Origin of the sequence: Methylophilus sp. OH31, from assembly GCF_000576615.1 — a bacterium.
GTDB lineage: Bacteria > Pseudomonadota > Gammaproteobacteria > Burkholderiales > Methylophilaceae > Methylophilus.
The window spans coordinates 85,962-101,980 of sequence record NZ_BAUS01000002.1; the positions used below are offsets into that span (position 1 = coordinate 85,962).

The 16,019-nt window shown below is 51.0% G+C and carries 15 protein-coding genes; 7 read left to right on the plus strand and 8 right to left on the minus strand.

The genetic code is table 11. The features are described from left to right. From waaC to OH31_RS02095, 5 genes are all read left to right on the plus strand, one after another. Window positions 1-996: a lipopolysaccharide heptosyltransferase I gene (gene waaC / locus OH31_RS02070; protein WP_036298573.1), complete on the plus strand. Its 996-nt coding sequence runs from the start codon at window positions 1-3 to the stop codon at window positions 994-996. A 150-nt stretch (window positions 997-1,146) separates the two neighbouring features. Next, window positions 1,147-1,680: a nucleotide exchange factor GrpE gene (gene grpE, locus OH31_RS02075; protein ID WP_024929425.1), complete on the plus strand. Its 534-nt coding sequence runs from the start codon at window positions 1,147-1,149 to the stop codon at window positions 1,678-1,680. A 102-nt stretch (window positions 1,681-1,782) separates the two neighbouring features. Continuing rightward, window positions 1,783-3,705 (plus strand): molecular chaperone DnaK, encoded by a 1,923-nt coding sequence (dnaK, locus tag OH31_RS02080; RefSeq protein WP_019881334.1) that lies wholly within the window; start codon window positions 1,783-1,785, stop codon window positions 3,703-3,705. A 117-nt stretch (window positions 3,706-3,822) separates the two neighbouring features. Further along, window positions 3,823-4,947 (plus strand): molecular chaperone DnaJ, encoded by a 1,125-nt coding sequence (gene dnaJ / locus OH31_RS02090; protein ID WP_024929426.1) that lies wholly within the window; start codon window positions 3,823-3,825, stop codon window positions 4,945-4,947. 457 nt (window positions 4,948-5,404) lie between these two features. Then, complete coding sequence (locus OH31_RS02095) at window positions 5,405-6,196, plus strand: ParA family protein (protein WP_024929427.1); 792 nt, start codon at window positions 5,405-5,407, stop codon at window positions 6,194-6,196. Window positions 6,197-6,200: 4 nt separating this feature from the next. Here OH31_RS02095 and corA read toward each other — a convergent pair whose 3' ends face one another. Beyond that, complete coding sequence (gene corA, locus OH31_RS02100) at window positions 6,201-7,292, minus strand: magnesium/cobalt transporter CorA (RefSeq protein WP_024929428.1); 1,092 nt, start codon at window positions 7,290-7,292, stop codon at window positions 6,201-6,203. A 120-nt stretch (window positions 7,293-7,412) separates the two neighbouring features. Here corA and aroC point away from each other — a divergent pair, with 120 nt between their 5' ends. Further along, complete coding sequence (gene aroC / locus OH31_RS02105) at window positions 7,413-8,504, plus strand: chorismate synthase (RefSeq protein WP_024929429.1); 1,092 nt, start codon at window positions 7,413-7,415, stop codon at window positions 8,502-8,504. 57 nt (window positions 8,505-8,561) lie between these two features. After that, window positions 8,562-9,734 (plus strand): MFS transporter, encoded by a 1,173-nt coding sequence (locus OH31_RS02110; RefSeq protein ID WP_024929430.1) that lies wholly within the window; start codon window positions 8,562-8,564, stop codon window positions 9,732-9,734. A 66-nt stretch (window positions 9,735-9,800) separates the two neighbouring features. Here OH31_RS02110 and folE2 read toward each other — a convergent pair whose 3' ends face one another. The 7 genes from folE2 to OH31_RS02145 form a co-directional block, all read right to left on the minus strand. After that, window positions 9,801-10,607 carry a GTP cyclohydrolase FolE2 gene (gene folE2 / locus OH31_RS02115; protein ID WP_019881342.1) on the minus strand — a complete coding sequence of 269 codons (807 nt, stop codon included), beginning with the start codon at window positions 10,605-10,607 and terminating at the stop codon, window positions 9,801-9,803. Window positions 10,608-10,656: 49 nt separating this feature from the next. Beyond that, window positions 10,657-12,501: a 1-deoxy-D-xylulose-5-phosphate synthase gene (gene dxs / locus OH31_RS02120; protein WP_024929431.1), complete on the minus strand. Its 1,845-nt coding sequence runs from the start codon at window positions 12,499-12,501 to the stop codon at window positions 10,657-10,659. Between the two features lie 2 nt (window positions 12,502-12,503). Continuing rightward, a complete protein-coding gene (locus tag OH31_RS02125; RefSeq protein WP_024929432.1) occupies window positions 12,504-13,394 on the minus strand; it encodes a polyprenyl synthetase family protein in 891 nt (296 codons plus the stop codon). A 27-nt stretch (window positions 13,395-13,421) separates the two neighbouring features. Then, window positions 13,422-13,667: an exodeoxyribonuclease VII small subunit gene (gene xseB / locus OH31_RS02130; RefSeq protein ID WP_024929433.1), complete on the minus strand. Its 246-nt coding sequence runs from the start codon at window positions 13,665-13,667 to the stop codon at window positions 13,422-13,424. A gap of 83 nt (window positions 13,668-13,750) precedes the next feature. Then, a complete protein-coding gene (locus OH31_RS02135; protein ID WP_024929434.1) occupies window positions 13,751-14,404 on the minus strand; it encodes an alpha/beta hydrolase in 654 nt (217 codons plus the stop codon). A gap of 117 nt (window positions 14,405-14,521) precedes the next feature. Then, window positions 14,522-14,878: a prepilin-type N-terminal cleavage/methylation domain-containing protein gene (locus OH31_RS15345; RefSeq protein WP_024929435.1), complete on the minus strand. Its 357-nt coding sequence runs from the start codon at window positions 14,876-14,878 to the stop codon at window positions 14,522-14,524. 457 nt (window positions 14,879-15,335) lie between these two features. After that, window positions 15,336-15,881 carry an SRPBCC family protein gene (locus tag OH31_RS02145; RefSeq protein WP_024929436.1) on the minus strand — a complete coding sequence of 182 codons (546 nt, stop codon included), beginning with the start codon at window positions 15,879-15,881 and terminating at the stop codon, window positions 15,336-15,338. Between the last annotated feature and the right edge of the window lie 138 nt (window positions 15,882-16,019).

Genomic DNA, 16,019 nt, shown 5'->3' on the forward strand with positions numbered 1-16,019 from the left:
ATGGCATTGTATGCGAAAATAGCGGCCATGAAACGCATCCTGATTGTCAAAACCACCTCTATGGGCGACGTGATCCATGCCCTGCCTGTTGTTGAGGATATCCTGCAACACTTTCCTGATGCGCATATTGACTGGCTGGTAGAAGCCAGTTTTGCCGATATTCCGCGCCTGCATCCACGTGTAGCGCAAGTGTTTACCGTCGCCGTGCGTCGCTGGCGCAAACAGTGGTGGCGTCGCCAGACCTGGCGTGAAATTGCAGCTGTGAAGCAGGCCGTCGCTGCTCAGCCTTATGATCTGGTGCTGGATTTACAGGGGTTGGTGAAAAGCGCCGTGATGGCGACTTGGGCCCGTGGGCCGCGCCATGGTTACGACAAGTACTCCATTCGCGAGCCCTTGGCCAGCCGGTTTTACCAGCATCGGTATGCCATTAGTTATCGCCAGCATGCTGTCGTGCGTATGCGCACGCTGGCAGCGCTGGCGCTCGGCTATGCCGTGCCGCAAAATAAGCCTGCTTATGGGCTGGCAGGCCTGGGTCAGCACGCGCCAGCCGAGGCTTTTCTGGCGCTGCATGCGACTAGCCGCGATAGTAAGTTATGGCCTGAAGAGCACTGGGTGGCTTTGGGACAGCACTATGCCAGGCAAGGTTTGCATATGTGGTTGCCTTGGGCCAGTGATAGCGAAAAAGCGCGTGCAGAAAGAATTGCGGCGCTGGTCTCGCAAGCCCAAGTACCGCAAGCGCTGGTGCTGCCTAAGCTCAGCCTGCAACAGCTCGCCAGCCAGATGCCGCAAGTGCGCTTCGCTGTGGGGGTGGATACCGGTTTATCACACCTGGCTGCGGCGCTGGATATCCCCATCGTTGCTATTTATACCGATACCGAGCCTGCGTTTACCGGCGTGGCTGGTGGGCGTGTGGCAGCTGCCGTCAATTTGGGTGGCAAAGGGCAACTGCCTGCTGTGGCAACGGTGATTGCTGAAGTCTCGGCCATGGTGCGCTAGATTCCTGGTCACATTTAAAAAATCACACACAAATTCACGCTTTACCCTTGAAATCAGTAGGGGCATCCCCAACCTTGGAAAGATATTGAGAGAAAATGTTTCCATTGACATCTCTCACAGTGAATAGTGTTGAATAAGAAGGGGAGCCCCATGCAAGAACCAAATACACCTTCCGAGGTGCCCGCAAACGAATCCGCCGTGCATGAAGAGGTGCAGGCCAGCGCGGCTGATGCACACGAAGCACGCATTGTGGCCCTGGAAGCCGCGTTGGAAGAAGCCAAAGCGCAAGTGCTGTATGTCAAAGCCGAAGGTGAAAATATTCGTCGCCGTGCGGCGGATGATATTGATAAGGCACGCAAGTTTGCGCTGGAAAAATTCAGTGGTGAACTGCTGGCAGTGAAAGATAGCCTGGATGCAGCCTTGGCGGTTGAAAGCGAAGAAGTGGCCAGTTATAAAAACGGCGTCGAGCTGACAGCCAAGCAACTGCTCAGCGTGTTCGAGAAATTCAATATTGCTGAAATTAACCCGCTGGGCGAAAAGTTTGACCCGAACAAGCATCAGGCCATCAGCATGGTGCCTGCCGAAGGCGAGCCGAATACCGTGTTGAGCGTGTTGCAAAAAGGCTACAGCCTGAATGAGCGTGTGCTGCGCCCGGCATTGGTGACCGTGATTCAGGCCAAATAAGCCTAAAACCATTTAATGAACAGGGGCTTGAAATCTTTCACAGCATCCCAATGTTCACTGCATCAGCAGATTAAAGATTAACGAATTTAAGGAACATAGAATATGGCAAAAATTATTGGTATCGACTTGGGGACAACCAACTCCTGCGTTGCTGTAATGGAAGGTGGCAAGCCACGCGTGATTGAGAATGCGGAAGGTGCACGTACGACGCCTTCTATCATTGCTTATCAGGAAGATGGCGAGATCTTGGTCGGCGCCCCGGCAAAACGCCAGGCGGTGACTAACCCTAAAAATACCCTGTTTGCGGTCAAGCGTTTGATCGGCCGTCGTTTTGACGAAAAAGAAGTGCAAAAAGACATCGACCTGATGCCTTACACCATTGCCAAAGCTGACAACGGTGACGCGTGGGTAGAAGTGCGTGGCAACAAACAGGCGCCACCGCAAATCTCCGCTGAAGTCTTGCGCAAAATGAAAAAAACCGCCGAAGACTACCTGGGCGAAGAAGTAACTGAAGCCGTGATTACCGTACCGGCTTACTTTAACGACAGCCAGCGTCAGGCGACCAAGGATGCAGGCCGTATTGCTGGCCTGGATGTGAAACGTATCATCAACGAGCCAACCGCAGCAGCTTTGGCGTTCGGTATGGACAAACAGGAAGGCGACCGCAAGATTGCTGTCTACGATCTGGGTGGCGGTACATTTGATATTTCGATTATCGAAATTACTGAAATCGACGGCGAACACCAGTTTGAAGTGTTGTCCACCAACGGTGACACCTTCTTGGGTGGTGAAGACTTCGATAACCGCATCATCGACTTTTTGGCCGACGAATTCAAAAAAGAAAACGGTTTGGACTTGCGCAACGACTTGCTGGCCAAACAGCGTTTGAAAGAAGCGGCTGAAAAAGCCAAGATCGAATTGTCCGGCGCACAGCAAACCGAAGTCAACCTGCCTTACATCACGGCAGATGCCAGCGGCCCTAAGCACTTGGTGGTGAAAATTACCCGTGCCAAACTGGAGTCCCTGGTTGAAGAGTTGATCGAGCGCACCATTGCACCGTGCAAAACGGCATTGAAAGATGCGGGCGTGTCTCCTTCTGACATTTCTGATGTGATTTTGGTTGGCGGTCAAAGCCGTATGCCAAAAGTGCAAGAAAAAGTGAAAGAGATTTTTGGCAAGGAACCACGTAAAGATGTGAACCCGGACGAAGCCGTGGCTGTCGGTGCTGCGATTCAGGGTGGCGTATTGAAAGGTGACGTTAAAGACGTGTTGTTGCTGGACGTGTCTCCATTGTCACTGGGGATTGAAACGCTGGGCAGCGTGATGACCAAGCTGATCAAGAAAAACACCACGATTCCTACCAAGGCGTCACAAGTGTTTTCAACTGCTGAAGACAACCAGAATGCAGTGACCATTCATGTGCTGCAAGGTGAGCGCGAAATGGCGTCCGGCAATAAGAGCCTCGGTCAGTTTAACCTGAGTGACATTCCACCGTCACCACGCGGCATGCCGCAAATTGAAGTGACGTTTGACATCGATGCCAACGGTATTCTGCATGTGTCTGCCAAAGACAAAGCGACTGGCAAAGAGAACAAGATCACTATCAAGGCCAACTCTGGATTGTCCGAAGAAGAAATTCAGCGCATGGAAGAAGATGCCGCTAAATATGCTGATGAAGACAAAAAACTGCGTGAACTGGTCGATGCCCGTAACCAGGCTGACAGTGTATTGCACAGCGTGAAAAAATCGCTGGCTGAACATGGCGACAAGATTGAAGCCGATGAAAAAGCCAAGATCGAGGACGCGATTAAAGAGCTGGAAGCGGTAGCCAAGGATGGCGATGATAAAGAAGTGATCGAAGCCAAAACCAACGCCTTGATGGAAGCTTCGCAAAAACTGGGTGAGAAAGTCTACGCTGAACAACAGGCACAGGCTAACACCGAGAGCGCACAGCAAGCGGAAGGCGAAAAAACGGTTGAAGGCGATGTGGTGGATGCCGAGTTTGAAGAAGTGAAGAAAGACTAAGCTTGAAAGAGGCGAGTATTTAGGTGCTCGCCCTTTTTTCAATGATGCCGGCAAACACACTACGCTGATCGCGGGTGTGTTTGTCTTTATGGCGCAAGCGCATTAAACGGAAAAACTATGGCAGCCGCAAAAAAAGATTATTACGAAGTGTTAGGTGTAAACCGTGACGCCAGCGAAGAGGAAATTAAAAAAGCCTTTAAGAAGCTGGCCATGAAGTTTCACCCTGACCGTAACCCGGATAACCCGAAAGCCGAAGAAAGCTTTAAAGAAGCCAAAGAAGCTTATGAGATTCTGAGCGACGACCAGAAGCGTGCCGCCTATGACCAGTATGGCCACGCCGGGGTTGACCCTAGTATGGGTGGTGGTTTTGGCGGCTTTAACTCCGGCAATTTCAGTGACGCATTCGGCGATATTTTTGGTGATATTTTCGGCGGTGCGCGTAATCAGCGTTCTAACGTGTATCGTGGCGCTGACTTGCGTTACAACCTGGAAATTTCACTCGAAGATGCCGCCAAAGGCACCGAAACCAAGATTCGTATCCCGGTGCAAACCAGCTGCGAAACCTGTCATGGCTCGGGTGCGCGTCCAGGCACCTCGCCTGTCACGTGTACCACGTGTAATGGTCATGGCCAGGTGCGCATGCAGCAGGGTTTCTTCTCTGTGCAGCAAACTTGCCCTAAATGCCATGGCACCGGCAAGATGGTGAAAGAGCCTTGCCCGACCTGCCATGGTGGCGGCCGTGTGAAACAAAATAAAACCTTGAACGTTAAAATCCCGGCCGGTGTCGATGAAGGCGATCGTATCCGCCTCAGTGGCGAAGGCGAGGCGGGTGTCAATGGTGGACCAACCGGTGACTTGTACGTTGTTGTGCATCTCAAGGAACATCCGATTTTCCAGCGCGAAGGCGCAAACCTGCATTGCGAAATGCCGATCAGTTTTAGCACCGCAGCGTTGGGTGGTGAAATTGAAGTGCCGACGCTGGATGGCGCAGCCAAGATGAAAATCCCGGTTGAAACACAAACCGGTAGCGTGTTCCGTTTACGCGGCAAAGGTATCAAGCCATTGCGCTCCAGTGAGCATGGTGACCTGATGGTACATGTAGTGGTTGAAACCCCGGTGCGTCTGACAGAAAAACAGAAAGACCTGTTGCGTGAATTTGAAAGCAGCACCCAGGCTGATGCGGGCAAACACAGCCCCAAGAATAAAAGCTGGGTAGATAAAGCGCGCGACTTTTTCAGTTAATCAATTTGTCATATGGTGGCCGATAGTCTGGCGGGTAAAACCCTGCTAAACTATCGGCCACTCATTTTTTTACCGTTTTGCGTTAAACGGTGTCTGCAAGTTGTTGTTTTTATTAAAGTTACAATTTAATAACAATTGAATTTTGCCTTTTACAATTCAGTTACAGCTTGGTCAAATTACTGCAATAACTCCTCCCTATACTGGACTCATCTTTAAACGAAACACAAAATGTTTTGTTTGATGGCTGGTTTAGTTGATCTTCAACGACTAGCATTGATTTCCTCCTGATCCAAACCCCCTTTTAACCCGCATTAGCGGGTTTCTTTTTTTCTACCTGCACATTCTCCATGCACAAGCTCGCCGCGAGCGGGGTGGTCTCTGCTGTCAACATCGTTTATGATGACATGCATCGCTTGCAACATTTTGATGTTTAACACCGTGCCGAGCAAACTTGATCATGTTGAAAATTGCTATTTTTAATCAGAAAGCAGGAGTGGGTGCGACCACCACTGCACTTAATCTAGCCGCAGCCAGTTATCGTAAAAAGCGTCAGGTCGCCTTGCTGGATATGGACCCGCAAGCCAGGCTCACCGAGATGTACAAGCATACCGGCCTTGATCTGCAGCAGCACTTGTTCAGGTTTTATCAGGATGCGACACCGCTGGATACTTTGTGCCAGCCTTTACGTAATGGCCTGCAATTGATTCCGGCCAACTCTGAATTAATGAAGGTCGATTCACAGTTTGGTCGTGGCCCGGCGACATTAGGCAGGCTGTGCCAAGGCTTGCGCGTTCTCGAAGACGCACAACCGGCGCTGGAGGTCTTTATGGATTGTTGCCCGTGTGTGGGGGTGATTTCACTGAGTGCCGTGTTTGCCAGTGATCTGGTGCTGGTACCGGTGTCCACCGACTATCTGTCAATCAATTCTGCCGTCAAAATGGATAAGGCGCTGAATGCCTTGCAACCAGTATTAAAACGGAAAATACAGCGCCGCTATTTACTCACGCGTGCCGATAAACGCAAGGCGATGACCACTGAGGTGGAGCAGGAAATGCGCCGCCTGTTTGGCAGCGAGGTGCTGATCAGCAAGATACATGAGCATGCTGCATTGGCCGAGAGTGCGCGCATGGGGCAACACGTGTTTGAGTATGATGCCGATAGTGCTGCCGCGCAAGATTACATGGCCCTGTATTACGAGTTGCAGGATGTGATCAAACAATTGCCACGCCCTGAGCTGCTGGCCGCTTAAGCGACTAAGAATCCCGGCGGCTACTCAGCCATTGCCGTCGCCAGAACACCAGCAACATCGCTACCGCAATCAGTAACATCATCAATATTGCCCACCAAAAGCCATCGGGGTCTTTTAACCACGGCATTTCGTTAAAGTTCATGCCAAAAATTCCCGCAATCAGGGTGGCCGGCATAAACAGCATGGCGACGACGGTCAGCGCACGCACCTCCAGATTCACCCGCTGGCTCAGACTGGTCATGTATATATCCATCAGGCCACTTAAGGTGTCGCGAATCGCTTCCAGTGATTCTGTAAAGTGCACGGTATGGTCATACAGGTCACGCAAATAAGGTACCGTTTGCGGACTGAAGAATCCGTGTTCATTACGAATCAGGCTATTGAGTACTTCACGCAGCGGCCACACCGCGCGCCGCAGTTGTATGGTCACATGTTTGAGGCGGTGGATATTCTGCAAATCTTCCGGGCTGGGGCGATCCAGTAATTGGTTTTCAAGTTGTTCGGCATCTTCATTAATGGCTTCCAGCACCTGGAAATAACGTTCCATCAGGCTATCCAGCAGGGCGTAGCATAAATAGTCAGGGCCGCTCTGGCGCAGTAAGGCCTGGCCCTGGCGTAAGCGTTCGCGCACTGGCTCAAAGCTGCCAGAAGGCCTTTCCTGGAAAGTAAGCAGCCACTCACGTCCCAAAGCCATGCTGATTTGTTCTGAGCTGACACTGAGGTTTTCTGTATCGTAGTAAAACAGGCGTGTTTCGAGAAACAGGTAGTCCGGGTAGGTGTCGAGTTTAGGCCGTTGCTCGGTATTTAAAATATCATCCAGTACCAGCGGGTGCAATTTGAAACGGCGGGCAACGGCTTGTAACAAGGGAATATCAAGTACGCCATGCACATTGATCCAGGCGACATGCCCGGCGGGAGGCTGCCAATTGACGATCTCCTGCATGGTGAGTTGGGCTGACAGGATATCTTGCGCGTTGTAGCAAATTTTGTGGATACAGGCAGCAGGTAGGGGCGGACCTGCAGGGTTCTCGATGAGTGCCGGGTTATCGGCGCCCAGCAGTCTGTGCTTACGGTGCGTATGTTTACGTTTTGCCATTGTCATCCCAGGTAAAAATGCCGTTCCAGCATAAGCGTTCACCGGCTGGAAATCAACCCGCGAACAGGTGGCTGGCCAGTCTATGCTAAAATAAAGAAAATTATTCAGTGGGAAAATCGCATGTCTGGCAATACCATCGGCACCTTGTTTACCTTGACCTCGTTTGGCGAGTCACATGGCCCTGGCATTGGCGGCATTGTCGATGGTTGCCCGCCTGGGCTGGAGCTGAGTGCGGCAGATTTGCAAGTGGACCTCGACCGCCGCAAACCGGGGACGTCGCGCCATGTGACCCAGCGCGCAGAAGCTGACGAAGTGGAAATTTTGTCTGGGGTGTTTGAAGGCAAAACCACGGGCACGCCAATTGGCTTGTTGATCCGCAACACTGACCAGCGTTCGCAAGATTACAGCAAGATCATGGATACCTTCCGCCCCGGCCATGCGGATTATACCTACACGCAAAAATACGGCATTCGCGATTACCGTGGTGGTGGTCGCTCCAGTGCGCGTGAAACTGCCGTGCGCGTGGCGGCGGGTGCGATTGCCAAAAAATGGCTCAAGCAACAATACGGGGTAGAGATTCGTGGCTATTTAAGCCAGATTGGCGAAATCAAGATTCCGTTTGTGAGCTGGGATGCACTGGCGCAAGAAGGCAATGCCTTCTTTTCACCCAATGTCGAGATCTTGCCGCAACTGGAAGCCTATATGGACCAGATCCGCAGCGAGCGCGACTCAGTGGGTGCGCAGATTACCGTGGTGGCCGAGAAAGTGCCGGTCGGCTTGGGCGAGCCTGTATTTGACCGCCTGGATGCCGATATTGCGCACGCCATGATGGGCATTAACGCTGTGAAAGGCGTAGAAATTGGTGCTGGTTTTGCTTCAATTGCCCAGCGTGGTAGCGTGCATAGCGATGAACTGACGCCGCAAGGCTTTGCTACCAATCATGCCGGAGGCATTTTGGGGGGCATCTCCAGTGGCCAGGATATTGTCGTCAATGTCGCGTTCAAGCCAACGTCCAGCATCCCGCAACAAAGGCATTCTATCAACCAGGCAGGTGAGGCGGTGATGATGCAAACTACTGGTCGCCACGACCCATGTGTCGGCATCCGTGCGACGCCTATCGTAGAGGCAATGCTGGCGCTGGTGTTGATGGATCATGCCTTGCGCAACCGTGGCCAGAATGCAGACGTGCATTTCAAGGTGCCGACGCTGTAATGTCTTTCAACGCCCAGGCACAGTCTTGGGCGATATTTACCAACGCGCGAGTATGTTATGAGTCACGCCTTACACTTTAATCTCTCGCGTTTCTATTTTATCTATTACTTCTTTGTCGGTGCGTTTGTCCCTTACTGGGGCTTGTACCTGACCGCAGAATCCTTTTCCCCGGCCGATATTGGCATTCTGATGTCCTTGTTCCAGCTGAGCCGTATTGTGGCGCCTAATTTGTGGGGCTGGCTAGCGGATCACACACGGCAGCGTGTGCGCTGGATACGCACCACTGCCTTTCTTGGCTTGCTCGGATTTATCGCCATTTTCTGGGCACATGATTTCACCACCATGTTTGTGGTGATGATCGCCCTCAGTTTATTTACCAGCTCGACCTTGCCATTATCTGAGTCACTGGTACTGGCGCATTTGGCCAGCACCAACGGCCATTACAGCAAAATCCGCTTGTGGGGCTCGTGGGGCTTTATTTTTGCCTCGGTGCTGTTGGGATATCTGACTGACTGGTTTGGTATTGGCAGCCTGCTCTGGTTTATTTTACTGGTGCAATGCACCTTGTTTGGACTGACGTGGAAGCTGCCTGAAGCGCATGTGCCGCCGCATGCGCATGACGATTTCTCCGTGTGGCAAATATTGAAGCAGCCTGCCGTGATTTCGTTGCTGGTGGGTTGCGCCATGATGGTGACAGCGCATGGCCTGATGTACAATTTTTACTCTATCTACCTGGCTGAGCATGGCTACAGCAAAGGCATGATAGGCTGGTTATGGGGACTGGGCGTGATTTGCGAAATTGGCATTTTTATCAAGATGCCTTGGATCATGACACGCTTTAAACTCAAAACCATTTTGCTGGCCAGCTTGCTCATCGGTGTGGTGCGTTTCACCATGATGGGCCTGGTACCGGATAACTTATGGTTATTGTTGCTGGCGCAAACCATGCATGCCTTTACTTTTGGCAGCTTCCATGCGGCATCAGTAGAAGTCGTGACGCAATATTTTAATGGCCGCCACCAAGCCAAAGGGCAAGCCATTTATAACAGTGTGGCGTATGGCATCGGTGGTGCCTTGGGCGGCTTGCTGGGCGGCTTTGCCTTGCAGTACTTAGGCGGGCAAGTGACCTTCACCCTGGCGGCGTTGTTTCCGCTACTCGGTGCGATTATTGTGGCGGCCGGCTTACATCTATCGCAACCCTATGCCCGTAAAGGCATGTTTAGTCATTGATGTCACGACAAGCTGATCAAAGTAAAACAGCCCGCATGCGGGCTGTTTTTATGTCTACTGCGACGATTAGTTGACGCGTTTATCGCGCTCAATCAGAGCGTACGCGCTGTGGTTGTGGATAGATTCAAAGTTCTCTGATTCGACCACGTATTTCACAATGCGTTTTTCATCATTAAGCTGTGCCGCGACGTCGCGCACCATATCTTCGACGAATTTTGGATTGTCATAAGCACGCTCGGTCACAAACTTTTCATCCGGGCGTTTGAGCAAACCATACAGTTGGCAAGAGGCCTGGTCTTCAATCAGTGTCACCAGGTCTTCCAGCCACATAAAGTCATTCAAGAGGGCCGTCACTGTGACATGCGAGCGCTGATTGTGTGCACCATAGTCGGAGATTTTTTTACTGCATGGACACAGGCTGGTGACTGGCACCATGACTTTGACGGTGATTTCAAAATTACCTTGTTTGATCTCACCAATAAAGGTCACATCATAATCCAGCAAGCTTTTGACGCCGGAAACCGGCGCGGCTTTGTTGATGAAATAAGGGAAACGCATTTCCACATAACCGGATTCAGCTTCCAGTCGTTCTACCATTTGACGCAAAATGGTTTCGAATGAGTCGATCGAAATGGCGTGCTCATTCATGTTCAAGATCTCGACAAAGCGAGACATATGCGTGCCTTTGAAGTTATGTGGCAAATGCACATACATATCAAACAGGGCCACAGTATGTTGCTCACCACCAGATTTGTCTTTGACAATCACCGGGTGGCGAATAGATTTGATACCGACTTTGTTGATATCCAGTCTACGCACGTCTGGCGTATTCTGTACATCTTCGATCGTTGTGGGGATCACGGGTTGATTCATCAGGGTTCCATCGCGGGCATTCCCGCCAGTTAATTAATAGTTGAGTTTACTACTCGGAAATTAATTTCTCAATAGCAGACTTGATACCGTTGTTGTCTAGACCACATTCGGCCAGCATAGTTTCGTGGCTGCCATGCTCGATGAATTGGTCTGGCAAGCCGAGGCAGCGTATCGGTTTGGCTAGGCCATGCGCTTGCAAACATTCCATCACGGCCGCGCCAGCGCCACCCATCACGGCATTTTCTTCCACGGTGAGCAGGTAATCGTGCGTGCGCGCCATTTCCAGCACCATGGCTTCATCGAGTGGTTTGATAAAACGCATATTGACTACGCTGGCATCAAAGGCTTCTGCCGCTTGTAGCGCTGGTTGCAGCATGCTGCCAAAGGCTAGGATGGCGACTTTTTTACCGTGGCGCACCAAGTGTGCTTTGCCGATAGGCAGTGATTCTAAGGCTGGCGAAATACTCGCGCCTATGCCACTGCCGCGTGGGTAACGCACGGCGGCAGTGCCCGGATACTGGTAGCCTGTCGTCAGCATTTGGCGGCACTCGTTTTCATCGCTAGGCGCCATGATGACGATATTGGGGATACAACGCAAAAAGCTTAAATCAAAGCTGCCGGCATGTGTCGGCCCATCGGCGCCGACCAGTCCTGCACGGTCAATCGCCAGTAATACGTCAAGATCTTGCAAAGCGATATCATGAATCAATTGGTCATACGCGCGTTGCAAAAAGGTCGAGTAAATCGCCACCACTGGCTTCAGGCCGTCACAAGCCATGCCCGCAGCAAATGTCAGGGCATGCTGCTCGGCAATGCCTACATCAAAATAGCGTTGTGGATACGCTTCAGCAAAGCGGTTGAGGCCGGAACCATCACACATGGCAGGCGTGATGCCGACCAGTTTATCGTCTGCTGCGGCCATGTCGACCAGCCAGTCGCCGAATATTTGCGTATAACTTGGTCGCTCACTATGGCTTAGGCTATGCCCGTTCTGCGGGTCAAACTTGCTCACGCCATGGTATTTGTTCGGATTCGCTTCGGCCGGGCTGTAGCCTTTGCCTTTTTGTGTCACGACATGCAAAAATTGCGGGCCTTGCAGCTGGCGGATATTACCCAGCGTATCGATCAGGGTGTCGATATCGTGGCCGTCAATCGGGCCAATATAGTTGAAGCCGAATTCTTCAAATAGCGTGCCTGGCGTCACCATGCCTTTGGCATGTTCTTCGGCGCGGCGCGCGAATTCCTTCACCGGCGGCATGATGTCCAGCACTTTTTTGCCGCTGCGGCGCACGCTGTCATAAAGCTTGCCGGACATTAAGCGAGCAAGGTAATTGTTAAGCGCGCCGACGTTGTTGGAGATGCTCATGTCGTTATCATTGAGGATCACCAAAATGTTGGTATCCATATCGCCAGCATTGTTTAACGCTTCAAATGCCATGCCAGCAGTCATGGCGCCATCGCCAATGATCGCGACGCTGCGGCGATTAGAGCCTTGCGCTTTCGCTGCTACAGCCATGCCTAATGCAGCTGAAATTGAGGTGCTGGAATGGCCGGTGCCAAACGTGTCATACTCACTCTCATCACGTTTGGGAAAGCCAGCAATGCCGCCCGCTTTGCGCAAATTAGCCATGGCTTCGCGACGGCCAGTTAAAATTTTGTGCGGGTAGGTTTGGTGGCCAACATCCCACACCAGGCGATCATCAGGCGTGTTGTAGATGTAATGTAATGCGATGGTGAGCTCAACCACACCGAGGTTAGAGGCCAGATGGCCGCCCGTTTGTGACACGCTTTGAATCAGGAATGCGCGTAATTCTGCGGCCAGCACTTTGAGCTGCGAGCGCTCCAGCGTGCGGAGGTCGGTAGGGGAGTCAATGCGGGACAGCAGCGAAGTCATGATTAAAATGGGCGCTCACAAATAAATTTGGCAATGCCGCGTAGCGGATCTGCCTGCGGGCCGAAGCTCGCCAGTAACTGCAATGTTTGCGCGTATAAGGTGTTTACCAGTGCTTTCGCTTCTTCCAAACCCAGCAAGCTGACGTAGGTCGACTTCTCCTGCAAGGCATCTTTGCCTGCGGTTTTGCCCAGTGTCTGTGTATCTGCGGTGGCGTCGAGAATATCATCGACCACCTGGAATGCCAGCCCCATATGCTGACTATATTGCTCTAAGGTCGTGATGAGTTGCTGATGCGTGTGATCCGCCGCATAAGCGCCCAATAACGCCGCCGCTTCAATCAGGGCGCCCGTTTTGTACTGGTGCATTGTTTGCAATGCCTCACGTGACAGCAATTTGCCTGTGCTCTGCAAGTCTATGCTCTGGCCGCCACACATGCCGCGTGAGCCAGTTGCTGTTGCCAATACCTGCACTTGTTTTAAAGCTTGCGGCGCACTGGTGCTGGCCAGGCATTCAAAGGCTTGGCTTTGTAACGCATCGCCCACCAGCAAGGCGGTCGCATCGTCATATTGTTTGTGGCAACTAGGCTTGCCACGGCGCAGGTCGTCATCGTCCATGCACGGCATATCATCATGCACCAGTGAAAAGGCGTGGATCAGTTCGACTGCCGCTGCTGACGCATCCGCTGCGATAGGGCTTGCCCCTGCCAGTTCTGCTGCGGCATAACTTAACAAGGCGCGCACACGCTTGCCACCGCCCAGCACCGCATAACGCATGGCCTCATGCAGGTGGCCAGGCAACGTGCCCTCACTTGGCAGCGTGCGTGATAATACCTCTTCAACGCGTTGCTGATGTGCGCTGGCCCAATGATCAAAAACAAATGGAGGCTGAGTCATGACTAAAGACAAAAGAAAGCAGGCGCGTTAATTGGCCTCAAAAGGAGTCAGCTGTTGCTGCTGGTTCAAGATCATCACGGTTTGTTCGGCTTGCTGCAGTGATTCCTGACACACTTGCAATAATTGCATGCCCTCAGTGTAAGCCGTTAATGCGGCTTCCAGTGGCAGTTCGCCAGACTCCATACTCTTAACGATGGACTCCAATGCCGCCAGTCGCTCAGCAAAAGTTTGTTGATCATTCACCGTAGACGGTGACTTTTTGGAAGCACTCATGAAAATTAGCCTGTGAAAACGCCAGCTATTTTAACAAAACTCCCCAAGCTTGCGGGATTATTCTCATGTGTACGAAGGATAGATCAGGCAGGTAAAACGCGCAGCAGGAATTGGCGGATATCGTTGATTTCTTCTTCACATACACTGTGCGGCATGTCGTATTCGCGCCATTCCACCGCATAACCCGCAGCTTCTAGCGTTTGCCGGGATGATTGCGCGGTCGCCAGTGTAATGACACTGTCTTGTCGTCCATGTGCCATCCAGATCGGCAACGGCTTGTTGGCTAGGTGCTGTTTTTCTTTAGGCTGGTTCTTTAAGGGTAAATAGGTAGACAGCGCCAATACGCCAGCCAAGGGTTGATTGAAACGTGTTGCCGTGTGCAAAGCCATTGCGCCACCTTGCGAGAAGCCTGCCAGCAAAATACGCTGTGCAGGAATGCCGCGTGCAATCTCGGCTTTAATCATGGCGTTGATTGTCACCTGCATCTGATTGATGCCAGCTTCGTCTTGCGTGCTCTCTGACTGTAGTCCAAAGATGTCATACCAGGCACGCATCTCGTAACCGTTGTTTAGCGTAACAGGGCGATAAGGCGCATGCGGCAGGATAAATTTGATATGTGGCAGATTGAGCATTTGCACGACAGGCTCAAAGTCATGGCCGTCGGCGCCTAGGCCGTGCAACCAGATGATGGTCGCTGAGGATAGATTTGATTGATTAACAGTGATGGTGGTTAACATGGTTTTGTGAAGAGTACTTGTCTTTAATAATGCTCTAAGTATATAAGCACTTGAGTTGCCAACGGAAATAAAAAAGCCCTGCATTTGCAGGGCTTTGTGCATTTGCACGTTAAGATATTATGGCGTGTGAGTACATGTGGCACCATTAGCCAGATCGCAGGAAACACTGCCAGTGCCCGGTGATTTTGGTGTGGCTGTGATAGGTGCTAAAGTCGCTGAGGTCATCCCTACCGCAGTTGAGATTGTGCCGTTACATGCGCCAGCAGTAGGTGGGCCACTTAGGGTTTTGCTCAGTTGGATATCTGCAAAAGACTTCTTGGCATAGGCACTCGCTTCAGCCATACAAGCATTGTTTGCGGCATCGCGGGTGTATTCCTGATAAGCCGGAATCGCTACAGAAGCCAAAATACCGATAATGGCCACAACGATCATTAATTCAATCAGGGTAAAACCTTGTTGTACGTGTTTTTTCATTATGTTTTCCTTTTGAGTCAAGTTTAAAGTGAACATCTTCTGTTTCATTCACTGCTTTTCCAACAGTGTTCGCTAAACCCTAAAGCAACAGCTGTGCCAGCTCCTAATTTCTGTTGTTAACTTGTTGAAAAATATGAATTAAATGGTTTTTATGCTTTATTTCTTCGATTTGAATTCAAGATTTTTTGGCTAGGTTGGCAAAAGTGGGGATGACGTAAAGTGACAGCTATCGTCAATCTTTGGCAATGCAGGTGATGTTTTTGGTCAGGGGGAGAAAGTGCATGCTTCAGATGCAAAAAAGGGATTGTGTGGTACACAATCCCTTTATTTGGTGTCAGTGTTTAGCTTTTGACCAAACACTGCATTTGCAAAAACTGTTGTTTACAACGTAAGACTTACCAGAACTTCCACCAGGGTTTACTGTTGCCTTGCGTGCGCTTACCAGAACCCTGGCTAATTACTTTCCCGATTCGGCAACCTTTTTCAGGCTTTCCAGACCAGCATCAAAATAATCGTTGACTGCTTTGGTTGCAGCGTCGTCATTTTGTTCAGGTTTTGGGATGTTTGAAGAGTCAGCACGTGTGTAGCTGCCTTTAACCGTTACCACTGCTTCGTTGCCGCTGCCGGTCACAGTGATGCTTGGGTAAAAGTTAGACACTTGCAAGGTGCTTTTTTCAATCACGTATTCATACTTCAAGCGCATGCCAGCGTCGTCGGCAGAGCGCAGTTTTTCGTACATCACGCCGCCGTTTTTCAGTTTAACGGTGCGATAAGTGGCGTCATCACCGTTTTCATCTTTTTTCTGCTCTACAGTGGTTGATTCAACGCCTGCGTGCCAAGCTTGTACATTGCCGAAGTCTTTGAGCAATGCCCAGACTTTTGCCGGTGCTGCTTTGATGGTGACGGTTTTTTCAAAACGTAACGCAGCCGCACCGTGTGCGCCAGCAGTCAGAGGGATCAGCGGCAATAAAGAAACAGCAATAATGCCTAGAATTTTTTTCATTACATTTCTCCTGATATTTACAGACTTTCAAAACTAAAAGTAAGCGGTACTTGATAAAAGTAGGCAGTCTTGGAGTTTCAAAAACAACCCGTGACTTTACCTAAAAAAAAGCTTCTTTGCGACTAATTCATGGGTCAT

What these genes read in the sequence shown, in the direction of transcription:
- waaC (WP_036298573.1), top strand. Translation starts at nt 1, where the DNA reads ATGGCATTGTATGCGAAAATAGCGGCCATGAAACGCATCCTGATTGTC.
- grpE (WP_024929425.1), top strand. Translation starts at nt 1,147, where the DNA reads ATGCAAGAACCAAATACACCTTCCGAGGTGCCCGCAAACGAATCCGCC.
- dnaK (WP_019881334.1), top strand. Translation starts at nt 1,783, where the DNA reads ATGGCAAAAATTATTGGTATCGACTTGGGGACAACCAACTCCTGCGTT.
- dnaJ (WP_024929426.1), top strand. Translation starts at nt 3,823, where the DNA reads ATGGCAGCCGCAAAAAAAGATTATTACGAAGTGTTAGGTGTAAACCGT.
- OH31_RS02095 (WP_024929427.1), top strand. Translation starts at nt 5,405, where the DNA reads ATGTTGAAAATTGCTATTTTTAATCAGAAAGCAGGAGTGGGTGCGACC.
- corA (WP_024929428.1), bottom strand. Translation starts at nt 7,292, where the DNA reads ATGGCAAAACGTAAACATACGCACCGTAAGCACAGACTGCTGGGCGCC.
- aroC (WP_024929429.1), top strand. Translation starts at nt 7,413, where the DNA reads ATGTCTGGCAATACCATCGGCACCTTGTTTACCTTGACCTCGTTTGGC.
- OH31_RS02110 (WP_024929430.1), top strand. Translation starts at nt 8,562, where the DNA reads ATGAGTCACGCCTTACACTTTAATCTCTCGCGTTTCTATTTTATCTAT.
- folE2 (WP_019881342.1), bottom strand. Translation starts at nt 10,607, where the DNA reads ATGAATCAACCCGTGATCCCCACAACGATCGAAGATGTACAGAATACG.
- dxs (WP_024929431.1), bottom strand. Translation starts at nt 12,501, where the DNA reads ATGACTTCGCTGCTGTCCCGCATTGACTCCCCTACCGACCTCCGCACG.
- OH31_RS02125 (WP_024929432.1), bottom strand. Translation starts at nt 13,394, where the DNA reads ATGACTCAGCCTCCATTTGTTTTTGATCATTGGGCCAGCGCACATCAG.
- xseB (WP_024929433.1), bottom strand. Translation starts at nt 13,667, where the DNA reads ATGAGTGCTTCCAAAAAGTCACCGTCTACGGTGAATGATCAACAAACT.
- OH31_RS02135 (WP_024929434.1), bottom strand. Translation starts at nt 14,404, where the DNA reads ATGTTAACCACCATCACTGTTAATCAATCAAATCTATCCTCAGCGACC.
- OH31_RS15345 (WP_024929435.1), bottom strand. Translation starts at nt 14,878, where the DNA reads ATGAAAAAACACGTACAACAAGGTTTTACCCTGATTGAATTAATGATC.
- OH31_RS02145 (WP_024929436.1), bottom strand. Translation starts at nt 15,881, where the DNA reads ATGAAAAAAATTCTAGGCATTATTGCTGTTTCTTTATTGCCGCTGATC.